This window comes from Anabaenopsis arnoldii (assembly GCF_028331025.1).
Lineage (GTDB): Bacteria > Cyanobacteriota > Cyanobacteriia > Cyanobacteriales > Nostocaceae > Anabaenopsis > Anabaenopsis arnoldii.
On the sequence record NZ_JAQMUH010000147.1, the window covers coordinates 1 to 13,406 of the forward strand.

A 13,406-nucleotide genomic window follows, 5' to 3' on the forward strand; every position below is an offset into this window, starting at 1 on the left:
AAAATCTTCCTTGTCCACTTTCCTTCCTTGTCTTCGGTGGTCTTGCCTTCACAGATCATATTAAAAACCTACCCTTGTAAGGAGAGGGAGGGGTCAAATAATATTCGATACACTAATCATGACTTGACAAACATCCTCTAAGTCTCTAAGGAGGACAGATGAAATAACAATCCCCGTCACCAAGGGTGCGGGGAGTCTCAAAGCAGTTTTCATGGAGGGGGTTATACAAATGTCTATTTAGGCTACTTTTGTCATTTTTTCCGAGAAAAGCACCTTTTGATAGTAATCTTGTAGCTGACCTGTGGCAGCTGACCAGCCCCATTTTTCTGCCTCTCTACGGGCGTTGTGACGGATGACATCTCGTTCTTGCTTGTGTTGTAGGAGGCGGACAGTGGCATTAATGGCATCTTCAACATCTGCTGTGGGGTCAAAAAGATAGCCATTGAGGCCATCTGTAACAATATCAGGAATTCCCCCAGAACGGGCTGCTACTACCGGACAACCAGCGGCCATTGCTTCTAGTAGCACCAGACCTAGTGTTTCTGTGCGAGAGGGAAAAATAAAGGCATCAGCGCTAGCAAAGGCAGAACCTAATTCTGGCCCCATGAGATATCCCACAAAATGGGTGGGAGTGTCGGCAAAATGTTTTTCTAATTCTTGACGGTGGGGACCATCACCTACCAATGCCAATCGAGCATCGGGAATTGCTGCTAATATGGGCTTGATGCGCTCAATTTCCTTTTCGGCGGAAAGACGACCGACATAGAGTAGCAAGGGACTGTCTGGGTGATTTTCAGACAGACGCGATCGCATGACCCCAGTAGCTAAATTAGGATGAAATAATTCTGTATCTACACCTCTTTGCCAGATCTTGACCCGTTCGATACCATGTCCTGTGAGTTCTGTCATCATCGCCGTAGAGGTACAAAGATTCAAAGCGGCTTGATTATGAGCACCTTTGAGCAATTCCCACAGCAGCCCTTCTAGCATTCCCAATCCGTAATGCTGGAGGTATTGAGGTAAATGGGTATGGTAGGAGGCTACTAATGGTATTTTGAGGATCTTGCTATAAAAAATTCCCGCCAGTCCTAAGACAGCTGGATTAACCACATGAATAATATCTGGCTGAAATTCTTCTAAAGCAGAACCAATGGCGGGACGGGGTAAGGCCATTTTTAGCTCTGGATACAATGGCAGCGGAAAACCACTCACGCCGTAAACTTGAGCTCCTTTGTGTTCGGTGATGCCGCCATCAGGGGCAAACACTAGTACTTGGTCACCACGGCGCTGGAGATGGTCTACAGTATGGCGCAGGCGCGTGACTATGCCGTCAATTTTCGGGAGAAAGGTTTCAGTAAATAGGGCGATTCTCATAAAAACTAAATAAGCAGATAATCCCAGATGCTTTTGGATGGCAATCAATTACCCGGACACTCGGTCTGGTGGGTATAGATACAAATCGTGCATATGCAGGCTTTATGGTCAGTCCGCCCTGCTAGGTAGAAGTGGGCAAGATGCCCACCCTACAAACTATATAGTTGATGCTCAGTCAAAAAGGATGTTTCGCTACAGGCTGAGAATTAATTTCTGTGCCAAGAGACCTTGGGCAGAATTTGCTGGTGATCAACTCGTTTTTGATACTTGACGGCAAAGTTTAACAGAGAATCTAGTAAGGAGTCAGACAGATAGTGCGGCTGTAAACCTAGGTCTAGCAGTTTGGTATTTTTAGCGTTGAAGTAGTGTTCTTCTTTTTCCACTCTGGGGTTATCCAGGTGATTGATTTCTACATTCAGTCCTATGGCATTGCCAGCTTTTTTCACCATTAATGCCAGGTCACCAATGCTGAATAGTTCAGTAAATTGGTTAAATACCCGGAATTCCCCTGGCGCTGCAGGGTTAGCGATCGCTAGTTCAATACATCGTACTGTATCCCGAATATCTAAGAAGCCACGAGTTTGTCCACCTTTACCGTAGACGGTGAGGGGGTGGGCAATGGCAGCTTGGATACAGAAACGATTTAGTGCTGTTCCAAACACTCCATCATAATCAAGACGATTAATTAACATTTCGTCCATTCCCGTTTCTTCGGTGAGAACGCCATAAACTATCCCTTGATTTAGGTCTGTAGCTCTTAATCCCCAGATACGGCAAGCAAAGTTGATATTATGACTATCATGAACTTTGCTCAGGTGGTACATGGAGCCGGGTTGCTTAGGATACGGTAGGGTATCTTTGCGCCCGTTGTGTTCAATTGTGATGTACCCCTCTTCGATGTCGATATTGGGTGTACCATATTCGCCCATTGTTCCCAGTTTTACCATGTGGCAATCTGGGAAATCTTCTCGCATGGCGTAGAGCAGGTTTAATGTGCCGACTACGTTATTGACCTGGGTGAGAACTGCGTGTTCTCGGTCAATCATGGAAAAGGGCGCTGATCGTTGTTCACCAAAATGCACTAGAGCCTGGGGCTCAAATTGGTGTAGAACTTTCTTGAGAAATTCGTAGTTAGTAATATCGCCAATGAATAGGTCGATAGATTTACCTGTCAAATCTTGCCAGCGCTGGAGGCGTTGCTGAATTGGTGCGATGGGAGTTAGAGTTTCCAGACCCAATTCATTATCCCAGTGCCGCCGCACCAAACTATCTAAAATTCCAACTTCATAACCTCGGTTGGAAAGGTAAAGTGCAGTTGCCCAACCGCAATATCCATCACCACCAATAACCAGGACTTTCATCTTCACCAGTTTTTACTCGCTGATAGCTAAATCTATCAGGTTTCTGTACCTTATTCACGATCATTCTTGTAAAAATCGCTGGTTCAGGGTGGGAAACTCATCCGGATGACGGGGAAGAAGAGCATTAAACAATTGAAAATTCACCCTTGAAGTCTTTGACATCCGGGGATTCCCACCCCACTTCCCCTATAGTTTTCTCCCGCGACCGAATCTTTCACGGCCAGGCAATGTTGTCGAACAAATGATTATTCTTGACTCATCTATTGTAAATAAACGTAACAAAAATACCGTTAAAACGCTTTAACGTCTTGACAACTGACAAACCAACCGATAAGGTGATATACATACCCGGGTAAGGCCGTCAAAGAGTTATATGCAAGCTAAGCAAAAGGTTACTTTGTATTTGTCGCCAGAAGTTCACAAAAAACTGAAGATTCGTTCAGCTATTGATTCCGAACCGATGTCTGAACTTGCCGAACGCGCCCTAGTCTTCTACCTAGCTAACTCAGAATTAGTGGAGGAAATTGAAGCTTCTGTGTATGGACGAACACACCGAATTTATTCCTGCCCAGATTGTGACAGTTCATTGGTCTTACGTGATGGAGAACTGATTGCCATGGGTAATCAACCAGGAATAATGAGGGAGCATCTATCTATTGATGAAATGGAAAAAGATGAAACTCATCCCAAGGGTGAGGAAGAATTGGTTCCTTGCTAGGTAAGAATGATGAATGAACAATTCATAATTCTGCTGTTGCCACAACCAAAAAACGATGTCTTTACTGTATAAGGTCTCAAGCAGGTCGATTGTATGAAAGAAGAGCTCAGTATTCTAATTCAAGCTCAATATCCTCTAATCTACCTTGTGACCTCCGAGGAAGAGCGGGCGGAACAGGCAATTTCCACAATCGCCCAAATATTAAAGCCCCAACGCCGCGTATACGTCTGGACAGTAACTCACGGCATCGTGGAATGTGGGCAACCCCGGAACGTCACTCAACACAACACTGTTTCCCCAGAGGCTGCAATTGAGTGGATAATCCGACAGAAAGAACCTGGTATATTTATTCTTAAAGATTTACATCCGTTTATTGATGCGCCGGCCACAACAAGGTCGTTAAGAGATGCGATCGCCAGCTTCAAGGGAATGCAGAAGAACATCATTTTGATGTCACCCATGCAGCAAGTTCCCATTGAACTAGAGAAAGAAGTTGTGGTGATTGACTTCCAATTGCCAGACATGGCGGAGTTAAACAAAGTCTTAACTTACCATTTAGAGCAAAATCGGGGGCGACGACTGACAACCGAGGCGCGAGAAAAGCTTCTCAGAGCCGCTTTAGGTTTAACTAAAGACGAATCTGAGAAAGTATACCGTAAGGCACAAGTAACTACAGGTCGCCTAACGGAAGAGGAAGTAGATATAGTTCTATCAGAGAAAAAGCAACTAATTCGGCGCAATGGTATTTTAGAATACATCGAAGAAGATGCAACCATTGATGCTGTAGGGGGCTTAGAAGAACTAAAAAGGTGGCTCAAACAGCGATCGAATGCCTTTACAGAAAGGGCGAGAGAGTATGGTTTACCTCAGCCCAAAGGGATGTTAATTCTTGGTGTTCCTGGTTGCGGTAAGTCGCTAATTGCCAAAACTACCTCCCGACTATGGGGTTTACCATTACTACGCCTAGATATGGGGCGGGTATATGACGGCTCAATGGTGGGAAGAAGTGAAGCAAATTTACGTAATGCCCTAAAAACAGCAGAATCTATCTCTCCAGCGATTCTGTTCATAGACGAGTTAGATAAATCCTTTGCCGGTAGCTCAGGTTCATCTGATTCAGATGGGGGTACATCAAGTAGAATCTTTGGTTCTTTCCTAACATGGATGCAAGATAAAAAATCTCCAGTCTTCGTCATGGCCACTGCTAACCGAGTGGAACGCTTACCAGGAGAATTTTTACGGAAAGGACGTTTTGACGAAATTTTCTTTGTGGATCTGCCCACAACCGAAGAACGCCAGGATATTTACAAAATCCACCTCACCAAGCGTCGTGAAGAAATTTCGCGATTCGATCTTGAGCAATTAGCCAAGATGTCTGACGGCTTCTCGGGGGCAGAAATTGAACAAGCACTTGTGGCGGCAATGTATGAAGCCTTTGCCCAAGACCGCGAGTTCACACAATTAGATATTATTGCTGCACTAAAAGCGACTCTGCCGTTGTCTCGGACGATGCAAGAACAAGTAACAGCCCTGAGAGATTGGGCTAGACAGCGCGCACGACCCGCCGCAGCCTCCGTTGCTGAATATCAGCGCCTGGAGTTTTAAAAGCTTTCCCCTGCTCACCCCGGGGGCAAAGGCTAGCCCAAAAGCTAGCAGCAAAGAGAAAAAGCCGCATTTCCATCAGCGCGGCTTACCGAAAAAAAACCGTTGTCTTTTTTCTCACTCTTCTCACTGGAGGAAACCCAAATGTCTCATTTTAGCACTCTGCGTACCAAAATCACCGATGCTGAAATCCTCAAGTCTTCTTTACGCGACTTAGGTATCACCGTAAAGACTGAAGCTGATGTTCGTGGTTACAATGGTCAGCGCGTTCGTTCGGACATCGTGGCTGTTTTGGAAGGTGAATATGATCTAGGTTGGTCCCGCAATAGCGATGGTTCCTTTGACCTCATCGCCGATCTGTGGGGCGTTGCTAAGAAGCACAACCAAACCGAGTTAATCAACTCCATCAACCAAAAGTACGCTGTTAACAAAACCTTGTCTGAAGTCAAACAGCGCGGTCTGCAAAACGCCAATGTCAAGTTGGTATTGCAATAAATATTTCTCAGCGCGTTCCCAAAGCTGAACGGGTTAACCACATCATTAGCGGTTAGCCCGCTTTTTTATTCTGGTATTATACTGGGAAATTTGTCCATGACTCTAAGAGGATGTTTGATAAGTTTTCAACAGGTAATTTTTATCTTAGGGAACAGGGAACACACCGAACAGGGAACAGGGAATGGGGAACAGGGAACACACAAAAAACAATCAAATCCAGTCCCCTCCCCTTACAACTATTCATTACCCACATTTTTCTTAACAATCTTGAAACATTTATGTGGCAACGGTTTCAACGCTTGAAAATTTCCCTACTCTTGACAAAATGTACCTTATTCTTATTGATAAAAACCTTATTTTATTGATAATCATCAACGGAGGATTAAGGTTTGGGGGTTTGCGAGCGATCGCTCTCACGAATGTTAAGAAAGATCCGGGTAATGGATAGCCCTTACAAGGGGAGGGTTAGGGTGGGGTCAAACAATAGTTGATACACTAATCATGACTTGACAAACATCCTCTAACAGGATCAGAATTTATGAAAATGTTCACGGTTGGACACTCCAATCATTCAATTGAAAATTTTATTGCACTTTTGCAGCAACATGGAATTACTGCTGTAGCAGATGTCCGCTCTAGCCCTTATAGCCGCAGATTTCCACATTTCAATCAAGCTGCTTTGAAAAAATCCCTCGCAGCTGTAGATATTGCCTATGTTAACCTGGGCGACAATTTAGGCGCTCGTCCTGATGATCGGATCTGCTATGTAGATGGTATGGCTCGTTATGATTTAATTAGTGCAACAAAAGGTTTTGCAACTGGGTTAAATCGTCTCATCCAAGGTGCTAAACAATATCAAATTACTTTAATGTGTGCTGAAAAAGACCCTATTGTTTGCCATAGAGCTATTTTGGTTTGTCCACATTTGAAAAAGACTAATTTAGAAATCAACCATATTCATAAAAATGGTGATTTAGAATCACATGACTGTTTAGAAGATAGACTGTTAAAGCAGCACAATTTATATAAATTTTTGCTGGATGATCAGAATCATGTCAAACAGCTTTCTCTTTTTGCTCTCAGACCCATAGATACTGTAGAAAAACATCTTTCACGTCAGGAATTGCTGCAAAAAGCATATCAGTTACAAGGTGAAAAAATAGCCTATGTAGAACAGAAATATACGGATACAGAAGATTCTCATGAGCAAGCAAGTTAATCTATTTACTATTGGTTTTACCCAGAAAAAAGCGGAACAATTCTTTGAAACACTTATCAAAGCTGGGGTGAAACGAGTTATTGATACTCGACTGAATAATGTTTCCCAATTGGCTGGCTTTACAAAAAAGAATGACTTGGAGTACTTTCTGGGGAAAATAGCACAAATTGAATATATTCATATTCTTGATTTAGCTCCAACTAAAGATATTCTGGAGGAATATAAAAAAAACGAAATTAACTGGACAACATATGAAAAAAGGTTCAATGAACTGCTGACACAGAGACAGATTGAGAACAAGGTTAATTTAGACCTTATAGATGAAGCTTGTCTATTGTGTAGTGAAGCAAAACCTCATAATTGCCATCGCAGGTTAGTTGCTGAGTACTTGCAAAGTAAGCTAGACACAGAAATCAAAATTCATCACCTTTAAACGTAATCTTGAAAAGGGTGCTAATCAGAGGTTCAGAATGCTTGTTTTTGAAATTATCTGCCTGGCCAAATCTACTAAACATGGTGGAATTTGTATTGCTGGTTTGAAAACGGATGGTTCAGGGTGGCTACGTCCAGTGTCTAACGAAGAAGATGGTACCTTATATCCAGAACATTACACTTTCAGGGATGACAGAGAACCTGAACTTTTTGACATTATCAGAATTCCATGTATTAAACCCGCTCCTGAATGCCATCAACCTGAAAATTGGTTGATAGATTCTAGTAAATCATGGCAAGTATTAGGAAGTTTAACTTTAAGTCAAGCTCAAAGGTTGCTAAAACCAGAAATTCAAAGACATTCTTGTTCTCCACAACTGTTAGGTAGTTCAGATAAACAAATTTCTTATGAAAATCTAGAAAAATCACCTGCTCAGTCTTCACTAGCACTGATAAAACCAGAAAAAATTGAGTGGCAAGTTAAAAAAAAGTTCTATGAAAAGAAATTCAGATGTCGTTTCTGTTTATCTGGAACTTTGTATGATTTACCGATTACTGATCCTATATGGACAGATAAACTTGATTATTTTGAAGAGGGAACATATTCTTCTCAAGAAGTTATACAAGAATTACAATTGGATAACTTTGATCCGGATCAATTCAGACTTACTATCAGCCTAGGAGAACCTTTCATATCTTCTGGTCAAGAAAAAAGGTTTTGCTACAAGTTAGTTGCAGCAGTCATCAACGTAGCAGATGTAAAGCACCGTTTAGAATGGGGATAATTTACCCTCTAAAATCAACACAAATATTGATAAATTGGGGTAAAATTGAGCCAAACAGCAGTTAATACCTTCTGATGAATCCCTACGCTATTTTTAATCAGACCAAACGTCAGCGTGTTAGTGATGGCATGATGCGATCGCTTTTAGAAAATTGCGAGACGGCCTCACATATCCTTATTTTAGTCTGGCCGCAACTTGGGGATTTTGATAGTCTGGAATATGCGTGGTGGTTACAGCGAGCAGCTGAACAGTTGGCAGATAAAAAACTCGCTATTCGTGCTGTGGGAATTGGTAACTTAGGCTCCGGAAAAAAATTCTGTGAATATACAGGATTTCCGCCTGAAAATTTATTTGTTGAACCGAATGCAGAATTACATTGTCAACTCAATCTTTATTCTGGTCTGAATGTGTCTCTACCCGGACTTTCTCAGTCTCAAAAAGCTTGGCTAAATCTGCTATTGATGTGTGCTGGGATTGGAAGTCCGGGAACCCTGGCGGAAGTTTTTCGCGGATACAAGGGAGATCGCCAAGCCCCTCAACTGATAAAGGATGATGAAATTATTCAAGCTACTCCTCTACCTGCTTTTCAAGGCTCGTTTTTCCAATTAGCAGGGGGGAGTGGTTTTCAACGTCCTTTTGAATTAGCTACCCTACGCCTACGTAATATGACGGAAGTCCTGAAAAATTGGCACACTTATGTACCTGATTGTGCCTATTTAACTCAGCGCGGTGGAACTTTTCTGTTTGACACAAAAGGCCAGTTAGTTTACGAACATCGAGACCGAGGAATTCTGGGCTTTGCTGCTAATATGAGCCAGCCACTATCATTTTTATCTTTGATTGAAAGAGATATTTGTGCTCAATAGGTAACTAGTTGTTACTTTATAAAAAAAGTAAATTTAAGGGTGGTCTTCTAACCACCCTATTTCCCCTCATATTTAAAATTTACTGGCAACACCCTTGGTGGGTACGATATTTACTCTGAGATATTAACTAAAGTATCAACTTCAGATGAAGCTAGGGTTGGGGCAGTGAAGAGACGTGAGTACAGACTTACCGGTTGCTGACGAGCGAAAACCCGCAGAACTTGACGCGCATGGGCTGCTACTTCCACTGTTTTGACATCATAAGTCTGGGTAGCCAATTTAGGATATAGACCAATACAGATGATGGGAACTATCAAACAGGCGGTAATAAATAGTTCCCGGGGTTTGATATCAGGGATAACAGCATCTAGATGTAATTCTTCACTTTGCTGGCCGTAAAAAACTTGGCGCAGCATGGATAGTAAATAAATTGGAGTTAAAATTACGCCAACGGCTGATAACAGGATAACTACAATTTTGAAGCTGGAACTGTAAACGTCGCTGGAAGTAATACCCAGGAACACCATCAATTCACCCACAAAGCCACTCATACCGGGTAAAGCCAGAGAAGCCATAGCCCCAATGGTAAACACTGCGAAGGTTCTAGGCATAACCTTAGCTATACCGCCCATTTTGTCCATCATTAAGGTGTGGGTACGTTCGTAAGTGACACCGGATAAGAAGAACAAGCTAGCGGCTATCAAACCGTGAGAAACCATTTGCAGCACAGCACCGCTAATACCAATTTCTGTGTAAGAGGCTATCCCAATTAATACAAATCCCATGTGGGCAATGGAAGAGTAAGCCAAGCGGCGTTTGAGATTTGTTTGGGCAAAGGCACAGCAAGCACCGTACACAATATTTACTACACCTAATATTGCTAAAACTGGGGCAAAATAAACATGGGCATTAGGTAACATTTCCACATTGAAGCGGATGAGTGCATAACCGCCCATTTTTAATAACACACCAGCTAAAATCATAGAACCAGGTGCAGAGGCTTCACCGTGGGCATCAGGTAGCCAAGTATGTAGGGGGAAAATTGGCATCTTGACACCAAAGGCAATGAGGAAACCTGCATAGGTTAACAGTTCTAGAGCTTTAGGGTATTGCTTCATTCCCAGTGTGGCGATGTCGAAGGTGACGGTATCACCTGAGAATGCCATGACAAAGCCGGCGACTAAGATAAATATTGATGCGGCGGCTGTGTAAATAATAAACTTGGTGGCTGCATAACGACGCTTGGGACCTCCCCAGATGGCAATTAGCAGGTACACAGGTACTAACTCTATTTCCCACATGAGGAAGAATAACAGCAAGTCTTGGGCGACAAATACCCCTAGTTGGGCGCTGTACATTACTAACATCAAAGCATAAAACAAGCGCGGCTTGTTTGTGACTTTCCAGGCCGCGAAGATTGCCAGAGTGTTAATTAAGCCTGTTAACAACACCAGGGGCATGGATAGACCATCAACCCCCACTGACCAATTTAAACCTAACTGTGGTATCCAAGAATATTTTTCTACCAGTTGTAGTGTGGGGTTTTGAAAGTCGTAGCTGTACCAAAAGGCATAAATCATTAGGGCAAAGTCGGCTAGGGCAACTCCCAAACCATACCAGCGTACTGTTTTGCCTTCTTTATCTGGGATTAAGGGTATGGCTAAGGCAGCCACCAAGGGCAATAAAATTATGGCTGACAGCCACGGAAATTCAATAGCATTCATCACTTCCGACAATCAATTTACCTTTTTGCTTTTGATTTAATTATATTAAGGAATTTGTACTTTTGTAAATGTTATTGATCCCTAATACTGGCACTTTCAGCAAGTTATAGGAATAAATACTTACTGAATATTTGCCAAAACAATTCTAGTTGTAAATTTTTGTAACGTCAACACAACATTTAATAAAAAAGGCGGCTGAAGCCACCTTTTTAAGTTAGAATATGGATTATTTTGGTTAAATGGAAACAAGCGACTTTACACAATCCGATTGACAATTGTCCAGACTTCCCCATCTGAGCGGACATGGGGAACTGAGATAGTCTTAAAACCAGTAATAAAAGGCTTGTAGTACACCTGCCAATACAAAGGACTTAAGTAATCAGTGCAAGATTTCAGCTGACGGATTTCTGTGGCTAATTCCCCAGCTAGCTGATTAATGCGTTCAGCATGAACCTGAGCTACCTTTCTAGCTGCTTCTAACTCCTGCTGTGGGGTAAGTTGTTGAGATTTATTTCGGCAACGTTGTAACTCAGCTTGTTTGTATTCTAGCTGTAATTCCAGGGCGGCGATCGCATCATCTATACCCTTGAGTTCCACAGATAATTGGGGATTTTCTCGTGCTTGGCGGCGACAAGCTTCCACCATAGCTGAGGGTGAATCACTCTTGCTAGATAATACATTATTAATAGTCAAGGTAGCCCGTTCTTGCTGGAGCGCTTGAATTTGTGAATTCAGAGTGGTGATTTCTGTATGAATTTGGTCAATCATTGGAGTTTATCCTTGGTAGCTTGCGCCTTGAGTATCTAGAGAAAGCGATCGCACAACTGCTATAATTCCTACCGACTGCCAAGCTGATAACATTGCCGCTTCTACAGACTGGGAATGTAACCTATCTACCAAAGCCAACAATGTCGGCCCAGCACCACTAATCACCATCCCATAAGCACCAGCAGCCAAAGCCGCCCCCTTAACAGCATCGTAACCGGGAATCAAAGCTTGACGATAAGGCTGATGTAATCTATCTTGTAAAGCTGCTCTTAACCATTCTCCCTGACCGGTTTCCAGTCCCCGCAATAATAACCCTAGATGGGCAGTATTAAAAATTGCATCTGCACGGCTAAATTCAGTCGGTAGAACTTGGCGGGCTTCACTAGTAGAAAGCTCAAAATCAGGAATCGCCACCACTGGTATAATATCACTATGCCAAGGAATATCGCAAACTTCCCAACCATCGGCACTGGTAGCAGCCAGACGACATCCCCCCAACAGAGCCGGGACGACATTATCAGGATGTCCCTCCATGGCGATCGCTAATTTCATTACTTCTAACTGACTCAAAGGCGCACCCGCCAACTGATTAGCACCCACTAAACCCCCGACAATGGCTGTCGCTGAACTACCCAAACCCCTAGCCAAAGGTACACCTAGCTCAATTGCCATTTTTACTGGTGGCGGTGTTTGTCCTATATATTGATATAACTTGAGAAAAGCCTGATAGAGCAGATTACTTTCATCGGTTTGCACCCTTTCAGCTTCTGCACCTGTGACATCAATAATTAATCCACCCTCATCGAGGTGAGTGAATTTGAACTTGTTGTACAGCGTTAAAGCTGCACCGATACAGTCAAAACCGGGGCCTAAATTGGCAGTTGTAGCGGGAACCTTAACAGTGATAGTAGAAATAACAGACATTTGCAAATACTCACCCAATCAATCCACTAGCATCTCATGTAAAGGGTTGATTTGTTCAAGAGTCTTGCTAATTGGGCAAAAGTATGCTTTACAAGACTTAATATATTACCAAAGATTCACCAGGGAACTAAAATTATCGCAGTTAGTGATCACTTTGAGAAAATCTGGATCATTTACAGTCCTGGTTAGCAGACCTGAGGGGTTAAGATGTGAAAAACTGAGCGATCGCCCTTAAGCAGTCTTTGATGATGGCGCTCATGTAGGAATATCTTTTATGCGCCGAGATTCCATATTTTACCAACTATTTCAACAATCCCCAAGTTTACTATTTGAACTATTGACAAATCCGCCAGTCAATGCATAAAAATATCGCTTTGATTCAGTAGCTGTCAAAGAACCTAAATTTGAAATTGACGGGGTATTTTTACCACCAGAAAATGAAAATCCGGGTGTGGTGTATTTCTGTGAGGTACAATTTCAAAAAGACGAAAAACTCTATGAGAGAGTATTTGCAGAATCCTTATTATATTTCTACCGTAACCGGGAAAGATTTAGGGATTGGCAAGCGGTGATAATTTACCCTTCACGCAGTATTGAACAAAGAAATATTTATCCCCATCGTGGGTTGCTCAATAGTCACCAAGTGCATCGAGTATATTTAGAGGAATTGGGCAATATTCGCCAATTACCCCTATGGGTAGCATTGATGGTACTAACAACTATAGAGCCAGAACAAGCACCATCTGAAGCTAAGTATTTACTAGAACGTTCCACTTATGAGCAGTCAGAAACCGCCAGTCGCACCATAATTGAATTAGTCACTACAATTATGGTGTACAGGTTTGAAAAATTAAGCCGAAGGGAGGTTGAAACCATGCTAGGAATCACACTCAAAGAAACGCAAGTTTACCGAGAAATTAAAGAAGAAGGTCGAGAAGAAGGTCGAGAAGAAGGAATACAAAGGGAAAGAACCCTAGTCCTGCGACTATTAACTCGCAAGGTGGGGGAATTACCCGAAGATGTGCGCCAGATTGTTGAAACTCTATCTTTAGAAGAATTAGAAAATCTGGGGGAAGCATTGCTTGATTTTAGCAGCATAGCTGATTTACACAGGTGGTTAGACTAGGCAGAGCCTAGT

At 42.6% G+C, this 13,406-nt stretch carries 12 protein-coding genes and 1 pseudogene; 8 read left to right on the plus strand and 5 right to left on the minus strand.

The features are described 5' to 3' along the window. Positions 1 to 237: 237 nt before the first annotated feature. A complete protein-coding gene (locus PN457_RS13260; RefSeq protein ID WP_271733849.1) occupies positions 238 to 1,374 on the minus strand; it encodes a glycosyltransferase family 4 protein in 1,137 nt (378 codons plus the stop codon). Between the two features lie 206 nt (positions 1,375 to 1,580). Next, positions 1,581 to 2,735, minus strand: coding sequence for an NAD-dependent epimerase/dehydratase family protein (locus tag PN457_RS13265; RefSeq protein ID WP_271733829.1), 1,155 nt, complete (start codon positions 2,733 to 2,735; stop codon positions 1,581 to 1,583). 373 nt (positions 2,736 to 3,108) lie between these two features. Between PN457_RS13265 and PN457_RS13270 the strand changes: the two genes are divergently transcribed. From PN457_RS13270 to PN457_RS13300, 7 genes are all read left to right on the plus strand, one after another. Next, positions 3,109 to 3,453, plus strand: a complete 345-nt coding sequence (locus tag PN457_RS13270) for a slr0373 family blue light stress response protein (protein WP_271733830.1) — start codon at positions 3,109 to 3,111, stop codon at positions 3,451 to 3,453. A 93-nt stretch (positions 3,454 to 3,546) separates the two neighbouring features. Continuing rightward, positions 3,547 to 5,058 (plus strand): stress-responsive protein Ycf46, encoded by a 1,512-nt coding sequence (gene ycf46 / locus PN457_RS13275; protein ID WP_271733831.1) that lies wholly within the window; start codon positions 3,547 to 3,549, stop codon positions 5,056 to 5,058. Between the two features lie 141 nt (positions 5,059 to 5,199). Beyond that, complete coding sequence (locus PN457_RS13280; protein WP_200989473.1) at positions 5,200 to 5,550, plus strand: DUF1257 domain-containing protein; 351 nt, start codon at positions 5,200 to 5,202, stop codon at positions 5,548 to 5,550. A 538-nt stretch (positions 5,551 to 6,088) separates the two neighbouring features. Then, complete coding sequence (locus tag PN457_RS13285; RefSeq protein WP_271733833.1) at positions 6,089 to 6,769, plus strand: DUF488 domain-containing protein; 681 nt, start codon at positions 6,089 to 6,091, stop codon at positions 6,767 to 6,769. Beyond that, positions 6,753 to 7,202, plus strand: a complete 450-nt coding sequence (locus PN457_RS13290) for a DUF488 domain-containing protein (protein ID WP_271733834.1) — start codon at positions 6,753 to 6,755, stop codon at positions 7,200 to 7,202. Before PN457_RS13285 ends, PN457_RS13290 begins: the two co-directional genes overlap by 17 nt. A gap of 37 nt (positions 7,203 to 7,239) precedes the next feature. After that, entirely contained in the window at positions 7,240 to 7,986 is a 747-nt protein-coding gene (locus tag PN457_RS13295; protein WP_271733835.1) for a dual OB domain-containing protein, read from the plus strand. 74 nt (positions 7,987 to 8,060) lie between these two features. Next, a complete protein-coding gene (locus PN457_RS13300; RefSeq protein ID WP_271733836.1) occupies positions 8,061 to 8,852 on the plus strand; it encodes a peroxiredoxin-like family protein in 792 nt (263 codons plus the stop codon). Positions 8,853 to 8,962: 110 nt separating this feature from the next. Here PN457_RS13300 and PN457_RS13305 read toward each other — a convergent pair whose 3' ends face one another. From PN457_RS13305 to thrB, 3 genes are all read right to left on the minus strand, one after another. After that, positions 8,963 to 10,576, minus strand: a complete 1,614-nt coding sequence (locus tag PN457_RS13305) for an NAD(P)H-quinone oxidoreductase subunit 4 (protein ID WP_271733837.1) — start codon at positions 10,574 to 10,576, stop codon at positions 8,963 to 8,965. Between the two features lie 255 nt (positions 10,577 to 10,831). Next, the gene (locus PN457_RS13310) at positions 10,832 to 11,344 is read right to left on the minus strand and encodes a hypothetical protein (RefSeq protein WP_271733838.1); all 513 of its coding nucleotides are present in this window, start codon (positions 11,342 to 11,344) and stop codon (positions 10,832 to 10,834) included. 6 nt (positions 11,345 to 11,350) lie between these two features. Beyond that, positions 11,351 to 12,268: a homoserine kinase gene (gene thrB, locus PN457_RS13315; protein ID WP_271733839.1), complete on the minus strand. Its 918-nt coding sequence runs from the start codon at positions 12,266 to 12,268 to the stop codon at positions 11,351 to 11,353. A gap of 274 nt (positions 12,269 to 12,542) precedes the next feature. Here thrB and PN457_RS13320 point away from each other — a divergent pair. After that, positions 12,543 to 13,394 (plus strand): annotated as a pseudogene (locus PN457_RS13320) (Rpn family recombination-promoting nuclease/putative transposase). Positions 13,395 to 13,406: the final 12 nt, after the last annotated feature.

Coding starts and splice junctions, on each gene's coding strand:
- PN457_RS13300 (WP_271733836.1), top strand. CDS start 8,061: ATGAATCCCTACGCTATTTTTAATCAGACCAAACGTCAGCGTGTTAGT.
- thrB (WP_271733839.1), bottom strand. CDS start 12,268: ATGTCTGTTATTTCTACTATCACTGTTAAGGTTCCCGCTACAACTGCC.
- PN457_RS13270 (WP_271733830.1), top strand. CDS start 3,109: ATGCAAGCTAAGCAAAAGGTTACTTTGTATTTGTCGCCAGAAGTTCAC.
- PN457_RS13260 (WP_271733849.1), bottom strand. CDS start 1,374: ATGAGAATCGCCCTATTTACTGAAACCTTTCTCCCGAAAATTGACGGC.
- PN457_RS13280 (WP_200989473.1), top strand. CDS start 5,200: ATGTCTCATTTTAGCACTCTGCGTACCAAAATCACCGATGCTGAAATC.
- ycf46 (WP_271733831.1), top strand. CDS start 3,547: ATGAAAGAAGAGCTCAGTATTCTAATTCAAGCTCAATATCCTCTAATC.
- PN457_RS13290 (WP_271733834.1), top strand. CDS start 6,753: ATGAGCAAGCAAGTTAATCTATTTACTATTGGTTTTACCCAGAAAAAA.
- PN457_RS13310 (WP_271733838.1), bottom strand. CDS start 11,344: ATGATTGACCAAATTCATACAGAAATCACCACTCTGAATTCACAAATT.
- PN457_RS13305 (WP_271733837.1), bottom strand. CDS start 10,576: ATGAATGCTATTGAATTTCCGTGGCTGTCAGCCATAATTTTATTGCCC.
- PN457_RS13285 (WP_271733833.1), top strand. CDS start 6,089: ATGAAAATGTTCACGGTTGGACACTCCAATCATTCAATTGAAAATTTT.
- PN457_RS13295 (WP_271733835.1), top strand. CDS start 7,240: ATGCTTGTTTTTGAAATTATCTGCCTGGCCAAATCTACTAAACATGGT.
- PN457_RS13265 (WP_271733829.1), bottom strand. CDS start 2,735: ATGAAAGTCCTGGTTATTGGTGGTGATGGATATTGCGGTTGGGCAACT.